Source organism: Pseudoalteromonas sp. NZS37, assembly GCF_015864265.1.
Taxonomy (GTDB): domain Bacteria; phylum Pseudomonadota; class Gammaproteobacteria; order Enterobacterales; family Alteromonadaceae; genus Pseudoalteromonas; species Pseudoalteromonas arctica.
This window is the reverse complement of the sequence record NZ_JADYXL010000007.1, coordinates 163301-182511: the sequence shown is the minus strand read 5'-3', so window position 1 is coordinate 182511 and position 19211 is coordinate 163301. Positions and strand designations below refer to the sequence as shown.

20 protein-coding genes and 1 pseudogene are annotated in these 19211 nt (G+C 40.1%); 10 read left to right on the top strand and 11 right to left on the bottom strand.

The window, feature by feature from the left end:
* Nucleotides 1-204: 204 nt before the first annotated feature.
* Nucleotides 205-612, bottom strand: coding sequence for a MerR family transcriptional regulator (locus I6F47_RS14615; protein ID WP_165722002.1), 408 nt, complete (start codon nt 610-612; stop codon nt 205-207).
* 100 nt (nt 613-712) lie between these two features.
* Here I6F47_RS14615 and I6F47_RS14610 point away from each other — a divergent pair, with 100 nt between their 5' ends.
* Both I6F47_RS14610 and I6F47_RS14605 read left to right on the top strand, forming a co-directional pair.
* The gene (locus tag I6F47_RS14610) at nt 713-1951 is read left to right on the top strand and encodes an NADH:flavin oxidoreductase/NADH oxidase family protein (protein ID WP_165722001.1); all 1239 of its coding nucleotides are present in this window, start codon (nt 713-715) and stop codon (nt 1949-1951) included.
* Between the two features lie 351 nt (nt 1952-2302).
* A complete protein-coding gene (locus I6F47_RS14605; RefSeq protein ID WP_197184105.1) occupies nt 2303-3469 on the top strand; it encodes an aldo/keto reductase in 1167 nt (388 codons plus the stop codon).
* A gap of 667 nt (nt 3470-4136) precedes the next feature.
* Here the strand turns inward: I6F47_RS14605 and I6F47_RS14600 are convergent.
* Nucleotides 4137-4565: a PACE efflux transporter gene (locus I6F47_RS14600; RefSeq protein ID WP_197184104.1), complete on the bottom strand. Its 429-nt coding sequence runs from the start codon at nt 4563-4565 to the stop codon at nt 4137-4139.
* Between the two features lie 90 nt (nt 4566-4655).
* Here I6F47_RS14600 and I6F47_RS14595 point away from each other — a divergent pair, with 90 nt between their 5' ends.
* A complete protein-coding gene (locus tag I6F47_RS14595; RefSeq protein ID WP_007583664.1) occupies nt 4656-5537 on the top strand; it encodes a LysR family transcriptional regulator in 882 nt (293 codons plus the stop codon).
* A gap of 36 nt (nt 5538-5573) precedes the next feature.
* On the opposite strand, the gene I6F47_RS14590 is transcribed toward I6F47_RS14595, so the two are convergent.
* Nucleotides 5574-6476 carry a LysR family transcriptional regulator gene (locus tag I6F47_RS14590; protein WP_024592724.1) on the bottom strand — a complete coding sequence of 301 codons (903 nt, stop codon included), beginning with the start codon at nt 6474-6476 and terminating at the stop codon, nt 5574-5576.
* Between the two features lie 106 nt (nt 6477-6582).
* Between I6F47_RS14590 and I6F47_RS20615 the strand changes: the two genes are divergently transcribed.
* The 3 genes from I6F47_RS20615 (at nt 6583) to I6F47_RS14580 (ending at nt 8117) form a co-directional block, all read left to right on the top strand.
* A complete protein-coding gene (locus tag I6F47_RS20615; RefSeq protein ID WP_231609231.1) occupies nt 6583-6726 on the top strand; it encodes a hypothetical protein in 144 nt (47 codons plus the stop codon).
* A 9-nt stretch (nt 6727-6735) separates the two neighbouring features.
* Nucleotides 6736-7359 (top strand): DODA-type extradiol aromatic ring-opening family dioxygenase, encoded by a 624-nt coding sequence (locus I6F47_RS14585; RefSeq protein WP_331458560.1) that lies wholly within the window; start codon nt 6736-6738, stop codon nt 7357-7359.
* 80 nt (nt 7360-7439) lie between these two features.
* Nucleotides 7440-8117: a haloacid dehalogenase type II gene (locus tag I6F47_RS14580; RefSeq protein WP_002959247.1), complete on the top strand. Its 678-nt coding sequence runs from the start codon at nt 7440-7442 to the stop codon at nt 8115-8117.
* A 61-nt stretch (nt 8118-8178) separates the two neighbouring features.
* Here I6F47_RS14580 and I6F47_RS14575 read toward each other — a convergent pair whose 3' ends face one another.
* The gene (locus tag I6F47_RS14575; protein WP_197184103.1) at nt 8179-9054 is read right to left on the bottom strand and encodes a LysR family transcriptional regulator; all 876 of its coding nucleotides are present in this window, start codon (nt 9052-9054) and stop codon (nt 8179-8181) included.
* Nucleotides 9055-9168: 114 nt separating this feature from the next.
* On the opposite strand from I6F47_RS14575, the gene I6F47_RS14570 reads away from it, so the two are divergent.
* Together I6F47_RS14570 and I6F47_RS14565 are read left to right on the top strand one after the other, a co-directional pair.
* On the top strand, nt 9169-9669 hold the full coding sequence (locus I6F47_RS14570) for a lactoylglutathione lyase family protein (RefSeq protein ID WP_007583656.1): 501 nt from the start codon (nt 9169-9171) through the stop codon (nt 9667-9669).
* 318 nt (nt 9670-9987) lie between these two features.
* Nucleotides 9988-10422, top strand: a pseudogene (locus I6F47_RS14565) (transposase); the annotation flags it as partial.
* A gap of 35 nt (nt 10423-10457) precedes the next feature.
* Here I6F47_RS14565 and I6F47_RS14560 read toward each other — a convergent pair.
* The 3 genes from I6F47_RS14560 to I6F47_RS14550 all read right to left on the bottom strand — a co-directional run bounded on the left by I6F47_RS14560 (nt 10458) and on the right by I6F47_RS14550 (nt 12169).
* Nucleotides 10458-11246, bottom strand: a complete 789-nt coding sequence (locus tag I6F47_RS14560) for an FRG domain-containing protein (protein ID WP_197184102.1) — start codon at nt 11244-11246, stop codon at nt 10458-10460.
* A gap of 103 nt (nt 11247-11349) precedes the next feature.
* Nucleotides 11350-11715, bottom strand: coding sequence for a hypothetical protein (locus tag I6F47_RS14555; RefSeq protein WP_197184101.1), 366 nt, complete (start codon nt 11713-11715; stop codon nt 11350-11352).
* Between the two features lie 4 nt (nt 11716-11719).
* On the bottom strand, nt 11720-12169 hold the full coding sequence (locus I6F47_RS14550) for a hypothetical protein (RefSeq protein ID WP_197184100.1): 450 nt from the start codon (nt 12167-12169) through the stop codon (nt 11720-11722).
* Nucleotides 12170-12451: 282 nt separating this feature from the next.
* Between I6F47_RS14550 and I6F47_RS14545 the strand changes: the two genes are divergently transcribed.
* Entirely contained in the window at nt 12452-13384 is a 933-nt protein-coding gene (locus I6F47_RS14545) for a ChaN family lipoprotein (RefSeq protein ID WP_197184099.1), read from the top strand.
* Between the two features lie 66 nt (nt 13385-13450).
* Here I6F47_RS14545 and I6F47_RS14540 read toward each other — a convergent pair whose 3' ends face one another.
* The 4 genes from I6F47_RS14540 to I6F47_RS14525 are packed head-to-tail and all read right to left on the bottom strand — an operon-like array spanning nt 13451 to nt 16810.
* The gene (locus I6F47_RS14540) at nt 13451-14170 is read right to left on the bottom strand and encodes a HugZ family pyridoxamine 5'-phosphate oxidase (protein WP_197184098.1); all 720 of its coding nucleotides are present in this window, start codon (nt 14168-14170) and stop codon (nt 13451-13453) included.
* The gene (locus I6F47_RS14535) at nt 14167-14955 is read right to left on the bottom strand and encodes a heme ABC transporter ATP-binding protein (protein WP_197184097.1); all 789 of its coding nucleotides are present in this window, start codon (nt 14953-14955) and stop codon (nt 14167-14169) included. The genes I6F47_RS14540 and I6F47_RS14535 overlap by 4 nt, the downstream gene beginning before the upstream one ends.
* Entirely contained in the window at nt 14952-16004 is a 1053-nt protein-coding gene (locus I6F47_RS14530) for a FecCD family ABC transporter permease (RefSeq protein WP_197184096.1), read from the bottom strand. The genes I6F47_RS14535 and I6F47_RS14530 overlap by 4 nt, the downstream gene beginning before the upstream one ends.
* Nucleotides 16001-16810: a heme/hemin ABC transporter substrate-binding protein gene (locus I6F47_RS14525; RefSeq protein ID WP_197184095.1), complete on the bottom strand. Its 810-nt coding sequence runs from the start codon at nt 16808-16810 to the stop codon at nt 16001-16003. The genes I6F47_RS14530 and I6F47_RS14525 overlap by 4 nt, the downstream gene beginning before the upstream one ends.
* 140 nt (nt 16811-16950) lie before the next feature.
* Between I6F47_RS14525 and I6F47_RS14520 the strand changes: the two genes are divergently transcribed.
* Nucleotides 16951-19032 carry a TonB-dependent hemoglobin/transferrin/lactoferrin family receptor gene (locus tag I6F47_RS14520; protein WP_197184094.1) on the top strand — a complete coding sequence of 694 codons (2082 nt, stop codon included), beginning with the start codon at nt 16951-16953 and terminating at the stop codon, nt 19030-19032.
* Nucleotides 19033-19211: the final 179 nt, after the last annotated feature.

Below are 19211 nucleotides of genomic sequence, written 5' to 3'. Positions count from 1 at the left end.
TTACCTACATCCATGTAGGCAACAAAGAGTAAATTGCCCCTAGGGAGAACCCTTCGGGCAGCGCATGTTTGGCATTTATACTACGTTATCGTCTGTTTATGGGGAATAACCACACTACATAGACTCTGCCTTGCCTAAATACCAAACATACTGCTGCAAATTTAACCTCAAAAGATAAACAGGCCCTGAATAAGCTGTATTAGTTTATTTGTAATCAATTACTTCTAGTAATTCATTTAATTTACTTTCTGGCAGGCATTCGCCTTTATCCCAATAAGAGTTTAGTAACGCAGTTAAACTGCCAATACGCTGTGACTTTTTCTGCATTTGCTCAATCAAAATGTCAGCTTCTTTTTGTTTTTTTTCTAAACGCTCGATTATTATTGTGTGGTTTAGCTCGCCGTTTTCGTTACGTAATAAAGGTATTTCGTTGAGTGAAAAACCCAAGCTTTGTGAAAATTTAATTAATTGCAGTTTTTCTAAGTTTTGTTGGGTGTACAGCCTATAACCATTAGCACTGCGAGTGGTTGGTGTTAATAACCCTTTGCTTTCGTAAAAACGAATAGTGCTGGCAGGTATGTTGGTAAGTTTTGCAAGTTCGCCTATTTTCATAACTAATAATAACTCCACTTTACATAAACTTAGTAGGTTGACCTTCAAGCTAACTTTAAGGTTATAGTTGTTTTAATGTCAATTTAATTAGCCAATAATTATGCGCAACCCTGTGTTTACCTCCTTTACCTTGCCAAGTGGTTTAGTATTAAAAAATCGTATTGCCAAAGCCGCTATGGAAGAAAACCTAGCACAAGAGGACCAAACGCCCTCCCAAGCACTTAAAAACGTTTATAGCGCATGGGCTAAAGGCGGTACAGGGCTAATTATTACTGGCAATGTAATGGTTGATCATTTAGCGATGACAGGCCCTGGTGGCCTTGTGCTTGAGCAAAGTACCGATATTACTGCCTTTGCAGAGCTTGCTCGTTTATCAAAGCAAAATAATTGCAAAGTGGTGATGCAAATTAATCACCCTGGTAGGCAAGTATTTAAAAAAATGGGTGGAAAGGCTCTATCAGCGTCAAGTGTTGCACTTAATATGGGTAAGCACTCGCACTTATTTGGCGTACCAAAGGCAATGACGCAAACCGACATTGACGATGTTATTACCCGCTTTACACAAACTGCACTACAAGCCGAAAAAGCCGGTTTTAATGGCGTACAAATACATGCAGCGCATGGCTATTTACTTGCCCAGTTTTTATCGCCACTTACCAATAAGCGCAACGATAAATGGGGGGGAAGTTTACAAAATAGAGCCCGTTTACTTCTCGAAATAACCCGCAGTATTAAAGCGGTTTGTTCCCCCACCCTTTCGGTTTCGGTAAAGTTAAACTCTGCTGATTTTCAGCGAGGTGGGTTTGAACCCAGTGACGCGCAAGTTGTAGTGGATTTATTGAATGAACTCAATGTTGATTTTGTGGAGTTATCGGGTGGTAGCTACGAAGCACCTGCAATGCAAGGTAAAACAGGTGACGAACGCACACTTGCCCGCGAAGCATACTTTTTAGAGTTTGCAAAAGCGATTAGCCACCGCTCATCAATCCCAATAATGACCACCGGCGGCATTAGTCGCTTATCTATAGCCAACAACGTGATTGAAAGTGGAGTGGCCCTCGTGGGTATTGCCACTGCGCTTGCATACCAACCAAATTTAGTAAACAAATGGCAAAACGAGCCACTGCAACTAGCCGTATTACCCAGTGTTACTTGGCAAGATAAAACCTTAGCAGGGCTTGCCACTATGGCACTGGTAAAAAGGCAAATACGCCGTGTAGGCCAAGGCAAACCTGTAAAAACAAATGCTTCACCAATATTTACTTTAATCAGCGACCAACTACGTTCGGTTAAATTAACTAAGCGTTACCGCAATCGCTTTGCTAGTGAGATTAACTAAGCTTTGGTATTCACTCTTTTTATGTATTCCGGTTTTGTTTACTAATTTTTACACTTGAATAAATGTAACCATTTTTATGTTGTGTAAATGAGTATTAAGGCGTGCACCAATTTGGAAGTTTGCTTTTTTATCAAGCTATTAAAGTGCACTATTTTGTGCATATTAAAGTACTGTACGAGTAAAGAAAATAATCATTCTAAAATGTTAATTAAAGTGCGCGTTCAGCGTTTGTTAATTTAACCATCTTATTGATAGTATTGGTATTTATTGTTTTCCTCCCGCTTGAGTTTGGTTGGTATTTATACTAGTTTATAGCGTAGATATTTAACCTTACTCAAGGAGAATAGTTACATGGTATCTCGCAGAAATTTTATTAAAGCAGGCGCTGCTTTAAGTTTAGGCTCTATTTTTAGTGCTTCAGCTTTGGCTGAACAATTAAAAGTAAAAATGTCTAACGGCAGTGTTATGCAAACTAAAGGATCAATAGATAAAAGCGCTGCTCTGCCCACAAACGATGTTACTAACGCTAAGCATTACCGGCCTGAATCAAGAATGGGCTTAGGCGGTCTTGCCGCAGGGAATGGCTTTAATACTATATCAAGCGATGCAGAAATTTTAACAATGCTAAATGCAGCATGGGATTCTGGTATTCGTCATTTTGATACGTCACCTTTTTACGGTTTGAGTTTAAGTGAAAGGCGCTTCGGTGATTTACTTCGAAACAAAAAGCGTGAAGATTATGTTTTATCCTCAAAAGTAGGTCGCCTTCTTACCCCTTCAGCAGAGCCTCTAGAAAATAGCTGGCATTGGGCTGATCACTCACCTTTTCATTATAAATATGATTACTCTGCATCAGGTACGCGTCGTTCAATAGAAGACACGTTGCATCGTATTGGAGTAGCTTCACTCGATATTGTTTATATTCACGATTTATCACCGCAAAATAGTGATATGGGAGATGATTGGCTTAAGTATTTTGATCAGGCAGCAAAAGGGGCTATTCCTGAGTTAACTAAAATGCGTGATGAAGGAATAATTAAAGGCTGGGGTTTTGGAATAAATACACCTCATGCTGTTTATAAAGCGCTTGATATGTCAGACCCAGATATTTGCTTACTAGCGCTGCAGTATTCAATTTTAGATCACAAGCAGGCACTTGATAAAACCTTTCCTATGCTTGATAAACGAGGTATTTCAGCAGTCATTGGTGCGCCGCTTAATGGTGGTTTTTTAGCCGGTCGTAACCGCTTTAATTACTCGCCTAAAATTCCTGGGCCTATGCAGCAAAAGTTTAATGCAATAAGCGACATTGCATCTAAACATGGGATTGATATTAAAACAGCTGCACTGCAATTCGCAGAGGCGCCTTCAACGGTATCCTCAATTATTCCTGGCGCACGCACGGCAGATCAAATTAAAGCTAATGTAGCCTCAATGAAAGTTACCATACCAAGCGAATTTTGGAGTGAGTTGAAATCTAAACAGCTTATTGCAGAAAACGCCCCCATACCTGCATAACAAAATAGGTGTGCCATTTGCTTGGTACACCTCGTTATAGCTAGTGAGGTTGATTTTTAAGCAGCGCTTAGTAGTAAGTGCATTGATTGTTGGGCATTTGTATAAGCGCAGCTTGTTGGCGTTTAAAAACGTAGTTTTTAAAATTAGTGATTAGGCAGTCAAAAGCTCGGTTTCTCGCGTGAGCAAGCTCTACATGCTGTGTCTCGATAAATTATAGACACAAGGCGCAGAGCTAATAGGTAGGAAAAATCTACCGATTACACTACCTCAAGCAGTAAAATATTTTATATAACAGCTCGTAACCTTATAAACCAAATGAACATCTCAGTGAGTATGTTAAAAGAGGATTGTTTAGTTGTGGTTGGCCAAAAGCATTATTACGTGCCTATTACATATTACGCATATCGGTATCATGCTGCGTTTCACCCTGGCGGCCAGAGCGTCTGGAATAAATTAAAAGAGCTAAATGTATAACGCAAAAAGTTACTGTAAACCCCCATTACAGTTAGCCGGTAAATAGTACAAATAGTAAATTAGCACTACTTAGTCAATTGAGCAGTGCTAATTGGTTTAATTAAAAGCCACATTTACCGTTATTTATTGCCATTGCGCTTTTGCCAAAACGATCTCAATACCCCACAACGTTGCTTTTATAAACTTAAAAATATCAAGCACATTGCGATTTATTAACCCATCTTTTGTAAGGTTGGTACTTATCGTACAACACATTAAAAATATACGTGTATATGAGTATAAAAACTAAAAAGCCAGCTTCTAATGCTGTAGCGGCTAGCCATGTAATATTTAAATACCAAGCAAGTATTGGCAGCGTTATTACTAACATACCCAGCTCAAAGCCACATGCATGCGTAATGCGAGTTACTAAACCTCGCTCGATTCGGTTATGCCCAACTATTTTATCAAACACTATGTTGTAAATGTAATTCCAAAGCATGGCGAAGATTGATAAACCAACACCTACTATTGCCATTTTTCCTGTTGTAAACCCACCAAAATAAGATGATGCAGGTACAACAAAAGATAATGCTATCATCTCAAATATTAGTGCCTGAAAAATACGTTCTGCTGTGTTCATATATAAATAACTTCTTAAGTTGATGACGATGGCTGTATTTTCATTCATTATAAAGATATGTGTTAGTTACTTAGTATCGGGAAAAGCGATATGTTTAGTATTGAACAGCTTCAAGCATTTGTGGCTACCGTTGAAGCTGGATCGTTTTCAGCTGCTGCGCGCGGTTTAAGTAAAGCGCAGTCGGTAATAAGCCAGCATATTATTAATTTAGAAATAGACTGTAATGCGACATTATTTGAGCGCACAGGGCGCTATCCACAATTAACCGAAGCCGGTAAACAGTTACTACCCCAGGCTAAGGCCGTGCTTAATCAACACCAGCGATTAACAAACTCTGCATTAGCACTAAACGAAAAAACACCAACCGAAATCACTATCGCACTTGACGAAGGGATCCCGTTTAAAACTATCGCGAGTATTATTAGCAAGCTGCAAAGTAAGTATCCTTACGTATCGCTTGAGTTTTTAAGTGCATCCAGCCATGACATAATTGACATGCTAAACAGCGAAAAGCCTATAACGGGTATTATTTTTAGTGAATTAAATATACCGAGTTACTTAGACTATGAATGTATTGGATCAGTAAAATTTGATTTATATGTTGCTAAATCGCACCCTTTAGCGGGGATCAGATGTGAAAATATGGATGGCCTTCGGCTACATCGACAACTTCTTCTTCGTTCTCGCAATACGCAAACAAGTAGCTTTCAGCTAAAAATTAGCCCAGAGATTTGGTATGCCGATAATTACTTTGTATTACTCGAGCTAGCAATACAAGGTAACGGGTGGTGCTTATTACCAAACCATGTAGCTGTAGATGCAGTACAAAGTGGGGAGCTGGTTAAACTTCCTCTTGAGTTTGAAGAAATGGGTTGGTTGGCTAATGTTGATGTATTACAGCATCAGCAACACAGTAATCAAGAGGTGTTTAAAGTACTAAGAAATTTACTACGGAATTTTTTAAAAATTTAGCTTTTATATAATGCCTGTTAGGCGGTTTACTTTTTATTACGCTAAATCCCAGTAAGGTGTATCGCCATAATATCCACTAGTAAAATCAACAAATGCACGTACTTTACTGGGTAAAAACTGTCTGTTAGCGTACACCATATACAGTCCCATTGGGTCGGGTTCGTAGTCATTTAAAATGCGCACTACTTTACCTTGAGCCAGCGCTTCGCCAGCAATAAATGTGGGCTGCATAGCAATACCACCTCCCGCAATGGCTGTATTTAGTAGTAAGTCACCATTGTTAGCCACAAAGTTACTTTCAAGCTTTAGCTCGCTTTTTAACTCATTAACCCCAAATAATCGCTTTGTGGGCTCACTGTGGGAATAGCGTAAATAATTATGTGATTGTAAATCTAGCAGTGTTTGTGGCGTGCCATGGCGTTTTAAATAGTCGGGTGACGCAAATACAGCTAAACGTATAGGGGCAATTTTTTTAGCTATGAGCGTTGAGTTTTTTAATACGCCAATGCGCAGAGCAATATCAATACCCTGCTCTACTATATCTACATATTGGTCTGTGAGCCGTAAATCTAACTTTAAATTTGGATACTGCTTTTGAAAATCAACCAACAAACCTGCTAAATGCTTAGTACCAAACGACATAGGCGCACTAATACTAAGCACACCCGATACATTTTCGCTTAAGTTGTTTAGTGAGTTTTCCATGTCTTCAATATCAATAACCACCTGCTGACAACGCTGATAATACTGATTTCCAGCCTCTGTAACACTTACTTTTCGCGTTGTACGATGTAATAAACGCGTGCGTAGATTATCTTCCAATGCAGAAATATATTTGCTGACTAACTGCGGCGAAATATCGAGTTTATCGGCCGCTTTTGAAAACGATCCTTCTTGCACAACGGCTAAAAAGGTCTTCATGGTGGTGAGCTTATCCATTTTTTAACAATGCTTTGTTGATAATGTATAAATAAGTATCATATTTATCGTCAAAGTAGAAACTTATATAGTGTTTATAACGCATCTACTTGTTTAAGGTTTTAGTATGACTCAGCCTGCTTTATTTATATCTCACGGCTCGCCAATGATGGCTGTTCAGCAATCGGCTACGTCAGATTTTCTTGCATCATTAGGTCAAACGCTTAGTAAGCCTCGTGCTATTGTGGTGTTTTCTGCCCACTTTGATTAAGCGCACGATATAGTTATTACATCCGGAGATGCGCCGCATACTATTCACGACTTTTATAACTTCCCCAAGCCCCTGTATGAAATTCAATACCCAGCACCAGGAGACCCTAAGCTTGCTAATACTATTAGTGAGTACTTTTACAAAGCGGGTATTAAAACGGTGAAAAGTGCAGATCAAGGGTGGGATCATGGTGTGTGGATCCCGCTGCGCTTAATGTACCCAGCAGCTAATATTCCCATTGTTCAGGTGTCTATTAACACGCGTTTAGGCGCTCAGGCGATGTATAAATACGGGCAGTTACTTGCACCACTGCGCAGCGATAACGTATTAATTATTGGCTCCGGCGGTATTAGTCACAATCTACGTGAAATATTTAAAAGCCCTGCTACACCTAATCGTGTTCAAATGGTTAATGAGTTTACTCATTGGGTTGAGCAAAAATTAATAGCGCAAAACACCCAAGCGTTACTTAACTATTTAAATGAAGCACCCCATGCTTTATTTAATCACCCTACCCAGGAGCACTTTTTACCTCTTTTTGCAGCGCTTGGAAGTAGTGACGGTAAAGCCAAAAAAATACATGAAGATATAGAAATGGATATTTTAGCACTCGATGCTTATAAGTTTTATTAATTTGAGCGTTCGTTCAAATTAAGTTAAGCTGTAAGCAAGTACTCTAAAACCAACTTAATTTATTTTATTGCGGAGCAAACATGGCAACTACACTTGCATTTGACGTATACGGTACGCTAATAAACACTCACGGCGTACTGTCCTTACTCGACGACATGATTGGCGATAACGCCCAAGCATTTTCAAATACATGGCGCGAAAAGCAATTAGAGTATTCATTTAGACGTGGATTAATGCAAAATTATATTCCTTTCTCGCTATGTACAAAACACGCACTCGATTACGCCTGCTTAGCGCACAAAACCGAGCTAAGTGAAGATCAAAAGGGGCAACTGCTAGAGCTTTATAAAACGCTTCCTGCGTTCGATGATGTAAAAGCAGGCCTTGAGCAATTAAAAGCGAAGGATTACCGTTTGTTTGCATTTTCAAACGGAGCTGCCGACGCAGTTCATACCTTATTAGAAACCGCTGGCATTAGTGAGCTTTTTGAAGGGGTAGTAAGTGCCGACGACGTTAAAACCTTTAAACCAAACCCTGGGGTTTATAGCCACTTTTTACGCGAAACCAATTCAACAGGCGCAAACACATGGCTTGTATCAAGTAACCCGTTTGATGTAACCGGTGCTATATCGCACGGCATGCGCGCAGCGTGGATTCAACGATCTAAAGAATCAATTTTCGATCCGTGGGAAATACAGCCAAATACTATTGCAACCGATTTACTCGATTTAAAAGCAAAATTAGAAAGCGTTAACTAATTTTCTGTTCCCCCTTTTGCCTATGGTATTAAGTGCCGTGGGTGTAAAGGGGGTTTACGTTTTAACTATTTACCCCCGCCTTTATTAGCTCAATTACTGTATTCATACGTTTTGCCAACGGCCTATTTCGGTGATGGCACACATAAATAGATTCACTAACCGGACATTCTAAATGATGTGTTTTTATAAGTTGTGGTTTATTGAATGCGCCAACAGCATGAGCAGGTAATACCGTAAAACCCAGCCCTAAGCTTACAGGTTCTAGTATCAAACTAATTTGGTTAGAAAATCCCGTACGTGTTATTTGGTCAATATGCTCAAACTCACTGTAGTTTTCGCTTAGTAGTAGCTGCGCATGATGGCTTGCATCAGGATGAGCAATAAACCCTAGCTCACACAGGGTTTGCCAATTAGGCATGTTTATACCTGCAGGCGTTACAAGTAGTAGTGGCTCTTGGCTTATTTTATGGCTGGTTAGTTCGCTAAATGTTGGAGCTTGAGTTAAAAACCCGATGTCGGCACTATGGTTTGCTACAGCTTGTTCAACACTTACATTGGGCGCAAAGCGGTAATCAATAATCAGCTCTTTATGCTCAGATTGCAGTGCTAATAATTGATTATAAAACTTTAAACCACAACTGCCCGGAGATTGAATCTTTACCGCTCCGCTGTACGGCGAATCATCTTTTAATTGTTGTTCTAAAAACTGCCAATCTTTAAGAAGTAGGCTGCCCTGCTGATATAAGTTTTGGCCCTGAGGAGTAAGCGAAAACTGCTTACCATAGCGCTCAAGCAAAGCGCAGTTAACTTGTTGCTCTAGCTTTTTAATGTGCTGACTTACACCAGATTGGGTCATATAAAGGCGCTCAGCTGTTTGGGTAAAATGATTTACCTCAACCAAAGTACAAAACGTATTTAACCATGTTGGATTTATCATTACAAAACGTACTCAAAATGATGATTAATGATAATTTTACTTAATGTTGGTCGATTCGTAAACTAACTCCATCAACTAGTCACAAGATAAGTCACAAGTTAAAGAGGAAGCATTATGAGTCATACATATCCACGTAGTTTTTCGCACATTGGTATTTCGGTTCCCGACGTTGAAAAAGCAGTCGAGTTTTACACTAAGGTTATGGGTTGGTACACAATAATGGAACCCACTTTAATTACCGAAGACAAAAGCCCGATTGGTGAAATGTGTACAGAAGTATTTGGCGAAAAGTGGGAAAAATTCAAAATAGCGCACCTATCTACAGGGGATCGTATTGGTGTCGAAATTTTCGAATTTAAAAACCAAGAAAACCCAAAAGACAATTTTGAATACTGGAAAACAGGCATCTTTCATTTTTGTGTTCAAGACCCTGATGTAGAAGGTTTAGCTGAACGTATTGTAGAAGCTGGCGGTAAAAAACGTATGCAAGCCCCTCGTTATTACTACCCGGGTGAAAAGCCGTACCGCATGATCTACATGGAAGACCCGTTTGGTAATATCCTTGAAATTTACAGCCACAGCTACGAGCTTATTTACAGCGCAGGCGCTTACTAAATAGCACTTAGCTAAAAACAAAGACCGCAGTATTTATTACTGCGGCCTTTTTGTTTCAGTTGTAGAGTTTTAAATACACTTCACCGTCTTCTTATTCTCTATAACTTGTTTTTGCTTAGCTTGTGCAGCATGTTTTGCCCTGAGTTGAAAATATTATCAACCTCCAGAAAAGCACTACCAATCGAACTGTGTCCTGAATTGGTTTTCTTTTTAAACCAATCTAAATCGAGGGTTTTTAAACAATTACTGCGCCAATAGCAGGTATAAACTACACACAAAAAAAATAAAACGCTTTATAAGCAACATACATATCGCGCTATTTTTGATAGTTTACCTGGGGCGGGGCCACAATTAGCACCTCGATTATTAGCCGCTATGGGGTCAAGTCGTGACCGTTATAAATGCGCTGCTGACATACAAAAATACGCAGGCATTGCCCCTGTTACCGAACGCAGTGGGAAGAAGGAATGGATATACTGGCGATACTCGTGCACTAAATTTTTAAGGCAAACATTTGTGGAATGGGCTGGATTATCTGTGCGTTATTCATTTTGGGCTAAAGAATATTATCGGCAGCAAGAAGCCAAAGGAAAACCTCATAATACCATCATCAGATCATTGGCATTTAAGTGGATACGAATCCTATTTAGGTGCTGGAAAACACATACGCCCTACGATGAATCAACTTACTTAACCGCATTGAAAAGTAAGGGATCACCGCTGTTAAAATTTGCGGTGGAAAGTGAGCTTTAGCGCTTGCTGTCCACCTCAGGGCGTGTTGTTAAGTTTTAGTATTCATCAATATTAATTAATTTATTACAGTAATCAGACGCACCTGTTAAATCAGGAAATAAAGTTGAGTCATTGATATTCATTCTATTTAGGTATTTTAGGCAATCTTCTAGCCCTTTAGTGGGTATAGTAATCTTTATCAGGGTCATTTCATTACCTTTATAGATATTAAATTTTTGAACCCATTTCTCCATATCTAAATTATTAGGCCCTCGCGTAAATAAACCTCTCTGACTAACAAGTCTGCTATTTTCATCGCTCAAAGGTCTAATTATTTTTAAAGTTGGCTTGTGACCGTTTACTAAATCTATTTTGTTGTTCTGTTTTATTTTTTCACTGAAACGAACAGCTGAACTTTGGAAAAAGGCATAAACCGCAAAAGACTTTGTTTTTTCTTTAAATGCCTGCGATGCTGCAAAATATAAAGCAACAAAAGGCGACTCTGTCCAATCTAGTAAAGGTGTATATAAACCATGGTGTTGACCTAGAGCCCACCAATCATTTTCACTTTTCATTTCAGATGGGTTTGAGCCTCTGCGCCCTCTCGTTTCATATTTAAAGGCATTTAAAACTTGCTCTCTTTTAGGTGACTTGGGGTCTTTTACCAACCTATCAAGAGTAGGTTCAAGTTTCCAATTACTATCGGCCTGTCCTCGAAAAACATAATTTGAGTAGTTTAATAATTGTTGGCTTATGAAATCAGAAAAATATTTCCATGAACTTAATTCAAACACGGTAACGCCTTTTATTACCGCATTACTTTTCCATCTAGGAGTCCTAGCCATAATCAATCCTTAAAAAAGCTTAACGCCCCAATAAGGAGCTAAAATGTGTAGTAAAGCGAAACCCAATAAACTGCTTTTAGTCCCGCTTAATTGACTTGTAGATTTACCCTAGCAAGTTATCAAGAATGCCACCTATATTTGATGCATTGTCACGAGCAGCATCAAATAAGTTTATTAGGGCTGATGACTTTTCAGTGAAATTCCAAAGGACACTTTCACCATCAATGACACACATGCCAATACTTTCTCCCCAATGAAATTTAAACTCATCATAGAAGTGTTTATATCTTCGCTGATACAAACCTATTTTTGAGCCTTTAAATTCTGCTTGGAGAAATAAAGGATAAAAGTCATCAGTACCTTTTGATAGACCAAGAGGGGGAGCTTCATTATTCCAACTCACATGACCTGAATATGTCTCTCTTGTAAGAAGGATTATCAGCTGTTCTGTTTTGTCATCATTATTCATAAAATTAATCCCACTTTGAATCTTTTTGCAGTTGCTGTAATGCTGTAATTATACCCGATAAACCATTATATAACTCCCAAGCTTTGTTTGTTTCGGCTGTAGTTAAGACAGAAGAAAAAAATATTAGCTTTTTAACTTTTAATTTAGATAAGTAAGTTAAAGCTTTTTGTTTTTCATTATTTGGTAGTTTAGAAATTAAATTATCAAGTAGCTCATAAGCTATTGTAAACTGATGGATTCCTTCTTTCTCTTCTTTTCCCCAATCTTTTAATGATTTAGATATTTTATTGTTAGCTGTAGCAAGCTCCTTTATAACTTCAGGTAATCTCGCCCGACGAAGAAAGGACTGCCTAATTTTTCTGGCTTCATATAAAAGAATACCAGATACAATTAAGCTAATAATGGAACTTAATACTCCAATATCAGCTAACCAAATGGGTAAATAGCTACTCATTGTTTAATGAACTCTCCGGTAAATCTAGCAATTTTATAGGCCGCGAATCGCGCATACTTCTGCCGATGTCACGCTCATTTTTTCTTTATACAGTTTTAACAAATTACCTAAGGCATTGCTATCAAAAGCTATTTAATATTTACAAGCAAAGTTAAGGCATATAAATGCGCGTTTCGCTCATTTCCTTGATTATGTAAGTAAGCAGCAGTTTGGCTGGCTTAATAGGTATTACAAGTATATGATATTGATAATTATTTGCATTAAAGTGTTTTAAAGGTGTGTATGAAAAAGTCTATGTTAACTCTGGCGTTAGTTACGGGTTTGAGTGGTTGTAGCACAACAGTCACGGTGCCTAATAAAAGCCCATCGCTTTATTACACTGCGCTTTATAATGCACAGGCAAAGCCTGTTAGCTCTGTATTATTAGAGCCCAAGTTATTAAATGCCGATGTGATTTTAGTGGGTGAATTGCATACACATCCGGGCGTGCATTTATTTCAGGCTGAGTTATTTGAGCAATTAAGCAAAAGTAATAAACGCTCAGCCCTGTCGCTTGAGCAATTTAGCCGCGCGGATCAGCATACTTTAAACCAGTACGTTAAGAGTGAAATTGGTGAGCAATACTTAATTGATAACACCCAAGCGTGGCCTAACTACAAAAGTGATTACCGTGCGCTGGTAGAGCTGGCAAAAACGAACAATAGCGATGTAATAGCTGCAAATGCCCCTAAAAATATAGTCACCTGTATTGGCAGGCAAGGCATAAGTTATGTAAATAAACTTGATGAAACACAGCAGAGCTATATTGCAGCCACTATTGATACGTCTCCCAGTGATTATAAACAACGTTTTATGACCTCAATGCACCATGGCACGCCAAGTCAAAACGAAAATTATTATGCTGCGCAAGTTACCTGGGATGAAACCATGGGGGAGTCTATCGTTAACTATTTAAATAATCATAAAGATGCGCAGGTAATGCATATAGCGGGCGATTTTCATGTGAAAAATGGCGAAGGTATAGCGCGCGTTATTAAGCGTTTAGCGCCAGAGCTAAATGTTGTGTGGGTATCGCCGGTTACAAGTGTGCAAGCTAATCAAAATGGGTATCAGTTGCAGGTTAACCCTTTGCCACCTCGTTATGTGCAAACACAGCATCAACAAGCGGCTTTTAAAGCGTTAGCCAAACGCGGCGAGCAAACAGTTTGCTTATAAAATGACGACATAGTTGGTGAATTTCTTAACCAGAGCTCAGGTTAACTATGTCGTCATGTATTTAGTTTAGTTATTTCGGGCTTGATTGGTTAGCGCAACCAGCGCTTTACGTACCTCTAACGGGCTGTTGCACTGGGTTTTAAAGTTAATAAAGTAGTTACGCTTTTGGCTTTGTATATAAAAGCCAGTGGGTAATAGGCCGCTCATTATTGGGGTGTTATCAGCAACGTTATAGTGCTGCATTAATATGAGCGACATAGCATCTTGATGATCGTCGTTCATGTGGTTAATCATGCTTTGCTGCTGGCCTTCGTCCCAGTTTTTTGCCTCGCCTTGCCATTCGTTTTGTTCAAGCCAAAATATTTTGCCAAACCCGCCAATGTAACGTACTCGTACTACGTCTAATTGCCATAATTGAAAGTCGTGCGCATTGCGATAGCTAGCAGCTTCGGGGTATAGGGCAATATAGTTATCTAGTAAAGTGTGTGCTTGCTCACTTGGCACAACAGAGCCATCACCTACGAGCGTTACGCGGCCGTGCTCGTTTTGATCGCCACTGTCGGTGGCATCAAACACAGTTAGGCTCATACGAGAGTCGTGCTTTAGATTTTTAGTGTGCTGGGCTATATCGCTAATAAAAAAGTAAACACGGCCTTGTTCGTCGCACATATAGGGGGTTACTGAGCCAAACGGGTAGCCGCGTAAATTATTAGAAATAGTCGACATGACACCGGCATTGGTTTTGTAAACCAAGGTGCGTGCATCGTTTAATGCTTGCTCTCTCATAAAAACTCCTGACGTTGAGAAAAAACCATGGGTGCATCGTTATAAGGATGAGGATTTACGTGCAGTTTCATGGCGTACATTTGTTGTAAGTTTTGTTCTGTTAATACGGTGTTTATAGGCCCACTTTGCAACACTTTTTTGTTGTGCAGTAAAATAGCATCGGTTGCATAAAGGCTGGCTAAATTTAGATCGTGTATTGCAATAATGGCGCTGTTGCCCTGCTCTACAAAGGTTTTAACGCAGCTGAGCAAAGCATGTTGGTGGCGCATATCAAGTGCTGATGTAGGCTCGTCGAGCAGCATTAGTTTTGGCTCGGCCGATTGTGTAAAGGCATCGAGCTGCGCTAAAGTACGCGCCATATGAACACGTTGTTGCTCTCCGCCCGAAAGCGCACTTACGCGGCGAGTTAAATACTGGTTTAAATCCATAATAGCGGCGTATTTATGTACTTTTTCGCTTTGCATTTTTAATGACTCTACATACGGATAGCGACCCATTGCAATAAGCTCAAATACATTAAAATCAAACCCTACGTGGTTAGCTTGCATCATGACTGCGCGCTGTGTTGCAAGGCGTTTTTTAGCGTGAGAGGCCAGCGGCTTAGCATTAAAAAGTACACTGCCTGTAAAGGAGTGCATACCTGCTAAGGTATGCAACAAGGTAGATTTACCTGCGCCATTTTCACCAAGTAGTGCTACAAGTTGCCCTTGTTTAGCGCTGCCATTAATAGCGTTTAAAATGCTATGATTATCAAAGCCAACGCTTAGATTGTTAAACGTGATCATGACCAACCTCGCTTATTTTTCACTATTAAATAAATAAACAATGGCGCACCCAATAACGCAGTAATAATGCCAATGGGTAGCTCTGATGGCATGATCACAATGCGTGCTAGCCAGTCAGAAAGTAGCAATACCACTACGCCAATTAGCATACAAAGCGGCAGCATATTACGTAAATGCGGCCCCACCATTAAGCGGGCAATATGCGGGACTACCAAGCCAACAAACCCTATTAAACCGGTAAGCGCTACAACCGCACCTACCCCTAATGCAACGAGTATAATGACATACAATTTAAGCTTATTGGTGTCTACTCCTAGGTACTGAGCTTGTGACTCGCCAATAAGGAGTAAGTTCATGGGATTTTTTAACCGCCACAGGCCAATTAGGCTGATAAACAGTAACGGCGCAGCTTGAATAATCGTGCTCCAGCTTGCTCCGCCTAATGAGCCCATGGTCCAATAATTTATTAATCGTAGCGCGCTATCGTCGGCAAAAAAACTCAGTAGCCCAATAACAGCGAATGCTAACGCGTTAATAGCGACTCCTACCAATATAAGTGTGGTGATATTAATTTGCCCCTGCTGCTTGGCAATAAAATATACCAGCGAGGTAACACCAAGCGCCCCTAAAAACGACGCATAAGGTAAATACAACTGAGCGTTAAAATTAAACTGCGCGCTAAGTGCAATAAACGCCACTGCAACCATTGCCGCACCTGCACTAATGCCAATAATAGATGGGTCTGCCAGCGGGTTACGGCAAAGCGCTTGGGTTGCCGCCCCTGTTTGGGCAAGTACCAACCCTACTAATACAGCAAGCACAAAACGCGGCAAACGTATTTGCATTACGACATTTATTTGCAGTGCATCAAACTGATTAAAGTACTCGGGCGCAAGCCAAGCAATAGCTAAACGCCAATCCCATCCTGCAGGGCCGTATCCTATGCTTAGTAGCGCCAAAGCAAAAATACAAACAGAGGCTAATAGCATCCATTTATGAGTTTGGCTAAGTATTATGGGCACAAAGCGGCTCAATGCTAGGGTATTCATAAGCGGGTTTTATACTCGTTAAGCTCATTAATTGCTGTGGCAATACGTGGCGACATACCAAGCGAAAGCAGGCTATCCATAACAAGTAAGTTACAGCTTTGCGCAGCTTTTAATAAGCGTAGGTTCGGTTGCTTACAAAAAGCCTGCTTGCCGCCAATGCTTTGTACAACATGCTTTGGCGCAACTAAAAAGTCAGGCTGATTTACAGCAAGTACTTCGGTATTAATTACTTTAAAGCCTGAATGTGTAGCGCCTATATTAGTAATGCCCGCATAGCTAAATAATAAATTAGGGACGGTTTCTTGCCCTGCGGCAACAAGCCCGCGCTCATTAGCTGAGAGTAAAAATAGCGCGCTGTGTGTCTGCGCTTTTGCTTTTTCAGGTAATGAGTTTGTAATGTGCGTAATAAGCGATTGCGCTTTTTGCTTGGCGTTTAAATCGGTACCAAGGCGTTTAATTAGCTCAAGTAGCTCATTAACTGAGGTGGGCTTTTTATAATGAATTAGCTTAACCCCTGTTGCCTTAATTTGTTTAAGTGCTTGGCTTCGCCCTGCGCCTTCAAGCGCTAATAAGGTGGTTGGGCGCATAGAAAGCACGCCTTCTGCCGCTAAATCGCGGTAATAACCCACTTGTGGTAATTGCGTAGCTTGCTGCGGGTACATACTAGATTGATCAACTGCTACAAGGGTACTTTGTTTGCCCAGTGCATAAATTATTTCTGTAAGGGTGCCGCCTGCACTAATAACGCGCTCCTGTGCAAGTACAGGTTGAGCGACTAAAGCAAACAATATAAATAGGTATTTCATTACAAACTCCGGCTTTTATTTTTCGGCTATTATAACCGGTTAAATCTAAATGAAAATGATTATCATAATTAATTGATCTTAATTTGACTTAGTTGTAACATCCTCGCCATAAATAATAACTATTATCATTTGGAGTTAAAGTGAACCCCTCTACATTTAAATTTACTGCTATAGCAACCTTATTACTCGGATCGGGCACTGCATTTGCCGAAAACATAATTGACGATCATATTGTTGTGAGTGGCTCGCGGTTTGAGCAAAAGCTTAAAGATGTAACAGGCTCAGTTACTGTTATTACCGAGCAAGATATAGAGCGCCAGCTAGCTGTAGATTTACAAACCATGTTTAAATACGATTCAAGCATTGCAACCACAGGCAGTGGTGCAGGCGCGCAAACACTTACTGTACGTGGTGTTGGTGGTAACCGTGTTGTATTTATAAAAGATGGCCGACGCACCAACGATGGTTATGCAGGCGGAGGGGGCTATTTAGTTGGCCGCAATTACTTTGATGTAGCAGGCGTAAAACAAGTAGAAGTAGCCAAAGGTGCTGCATCGTCTTTATATGGCTCTGACGCACTCGGTGGCATTGTGGTTATAACCACTAAAGATCCAAGCGATTATCTAAAAGATAACAGCAGCTATGTAAAAATGGCACTGGGGTATCAAGGTCAAAGTAACCAAATTGCTGCTGATATTACCGGTGCAAAAGACTTAGGCGACTTTGCAGTAAGCGCAGTTTATAGCCATCGCGACAGCGAAGAAGTACAAAATTACGACGAAAACTTACCCGGTTATGATGCAAAGTCGGACGCTTTATTAGTTAAATTTGAACAACAGCTTGATGAAAAACGCACACTTAAATACACCCTTGATTATTTTAATCAAACAATTGAGCAAGTAATAACCCCCACGGTTCAAGAAACCGAGGAAGACGACACTAGTTGGTCACTGGCGCTAGATTATCATTCAGAAGTAGCTACAGCTGCGTTTGATAAATGGTACGGGCAAGTGTCTTATAGTAGTTACGAGCAACAAAGCGATGCAATTAGTGGCGCAAGCACCTACACCGATTATAACGACTATCGTTTTGAGCAAAATATTTTAGGTTTAAAAGCAGTATTTAATAAAGGGCTTAAAGGAGAAACCACCGATCACGAAGTGGTATACGGAGTTGATATCGATTTATACGATACCACCCGCCCACGTTTAAAAACACGTGTTTTAGCCGATGGCATGGTTGATTTTACAGACCAAAAACAAAAAGCGTTTCCGGGGGCTGACACCTCTTTAATTGGCGCTTATGTGCAAGACAGTATTTCGTTTAAAAACAGCGCATGGTCGGTTATTGCAGGCGTGCGATATGATTACTACACCCTAGAAGCTAAAAGTGATGAGCTATATGCCGATGCGCAGCTTGATGATATTACCGAATCTGCTTTTTCGCCTAAGCTAGGTGTTATATATCAAGTGGATGATAACTTATCGTGGTATGGGCAATACGTACGAGGCTTTAAAATACCACCACACGACCAAGCCTATCAAAGCCACGGCGTTGAACCGTTTTATCAAATACTACCAAATGCCGATTTAGACCCAGAAAGCAGCGACTCATTTGAGCTTGGGCTTAGGTACGCAAGCAGCGATATTAGCGTAAATTTAAGTGCTTTTTATGCAGCATTCGATGATTTTATTGAAACCGCCGTAGTAGGTGTTGAGCCAACGTACATTCCTGGCGTAAACAAAACTCTGTATCAGTATCAAAATATTAGCGAAACACAAATAAGCGGTGTAGAAGCCGGAATTGCCGTGTATGTTGCTGAAAATATTCTGCTTGAGGCAAATGTGGCCTACGTTGATGGTGAAAATAAAGAAACCGATCAGCCACTTACCAGCATTAGCCCGTTAAATGGCTCAATATTGTTAAGTACAGAGCTGGGTAATATTAACTGGACCGCTGCGTTGCGTTTAGCTAAATCGCAATCGGATGTAGTACTTGATGCAAACGATGATAAAACTACGCAAGGGCATGGTTACGGCGTTGTTGATTTATACGCAAATTACGAATGGCAAGCGTGGCAGTTAAATGTAGGGATACTTAACTTGCTCGATAAAGAATATGTACCTTTTGAGTTGATTGCAGGTCAATCGCAAAGTGCTGATTTTAGCCAATACACCCAACCTGGGCGTAACTTTTCAGCAAGGGTAAGCTATCAGTTTTAATTAGGGCTAAACAAATGGCAATAAACGCTGCATGGGTATGCAGCGTTTGCCTGCCACATATTTACTCAAGTCAAATTACATAATGGTGAGTATATTCAGGTAAAGGGTTTTTAAATAGCTGGGGGCGTTTTTAAAACATGCCGTTAGTTTACTTGCAAGCGTTGTATTTATTGCGCTGT

What these genes read in the sequence shown, in the direction of transcription:
- I6F47_RS14530 (WP_197184096.1), bottom strand. Translation starts at nt 16,004, where the DNA reads ATGAATACCCTAGCATTGAGCCGCTTTGTGCCCATAATACTTAGCCAA.
- I6F47_RS14545 (WP_197184099.1), top strand. Translation starts at nt 12,452, where the DNA reads ATGAAAAAGTCTATGTTAACTCTGGCGTTAGTTACGGGTTTGAGTGGT.
- I6F47_RS14525 (WP_197184095.1), bottom strand. Translation starts at nt 16,810, where the DNA reads ATGAAATACCTATTTATATTGTTTGCTTTAGTCGCTCAACCTGTACTT.
- I6F47_RS14540 (WP_197184098.1), bottom strand. Translation starts at nt 14,170, where the DNA reads ATGAGAGAGCAAGCATTAAACGATGCACGCACCTTGGTTTACAAAACC.
- I6F47_RS14550 (WP_197184100.1), bottom strand. Translation starts at nt 12,169, where the DNA reads ATGAGTAGCTATTTACCCATTTGGTTAGCTGATATTGGAGTATTAAGT.
- I6F47_RS14575 (WP_197184103.1), bottom strand. Translation starts at nt 9,054, where the DNA reads ATGATAAATCCAACATGGTTAAATACGTTTTGTACTTTGGTTGAGGTA.
- I6F47_RS14590 (WP_024592724.1), bottom strand. Translation starts at nt 6,476, where the DNA reads ATGGATAAGCTCACCACCATGAAGACCTTTTTAGCCGTTGTGCAAGAA.
- I6F47_RS14535 (WP_197184097.1), bottom strand. Translation starts at nt 14,955, where the DNA reads ATGATCACGTTTAACAATCTAAGCGTTGGCTTTGATAATCATAGCATT.
- I6F47_RS14580 (WP_002959247.1), top strand. Translation starts at nt 7,440, where the DNA reads ATGGCAACTACACTTGCATTTGACGTATACGGTACGCTAATAAACACT.
- I6F47_RS14605 (WP_197184105.1), top strand. Translation starts at nt 2,303, where the DNA reads ATGGTATCTCGCAGAAATTTTATTAAAGCAGGCGCTGCTTTAAGTTTA.
- I6F47_RS14555 (WP_197184101.1), bottom strand. Translation starts at nt 11,715, where the DNA reads ATGAATAATGATGACAAAACAGAACAGCTGATAATCCTTCTTACAAGA.
- I6F47_RS14570 (WP_007583656.1), top strand. Translation starts at nt 9,169, where the DNA reads ATGAGTCATACATATCCACGTAGTTTTTCGCACATTGGTATTTCGGTT.
- I6F47_RS20615 (WP_231609231.1), top strand. Translation starts at nt 6,583, where the DNA reads ATGACTCAGCCTGCTTTATTTATATCTCACGGCTCGCCAATGATGGCT.
- I6F47_RS14610 (WP_165722001.1), top strand. Translation starts at nt 713, where the DNA reads ATGCGCAACCCTGTGTTTACCTCCTTTACCTTGCCAAGTGGTTTAGTA.
- I6F47_RS14560 (WP_197184102.1), bottom strand. Translation starts at nt 11,246, where the DNA reads ATGGCTAGGACTCCTAGATGGAAAAGTAATGCGGTAATAAAAGGCGTT.
- I6F47_RS14615 (WP_165722002.1), bottom strand. Translation starts at nt 612, where the DNA reads ATGAAAATAGGCGAACTTGCAAAACTTACCAACATACCTGCCAGCACT.
- I6F47_RS14595 (WP_007583664.1), top strand. Translation starts at nt 4,656, where the DNA reads ATGTTTAGTATTGAACAGCTTCAAGCATTTGTGGCTACCGTTGAAGCT.
- I6F47_RS14600 (WP_197184104.1), bottom strand. Translation starts at nt 4,565, where the DNA reads ATGAACACAGCAGAACGTATTTTTCAGGCACTAATATTTGAGATGATA.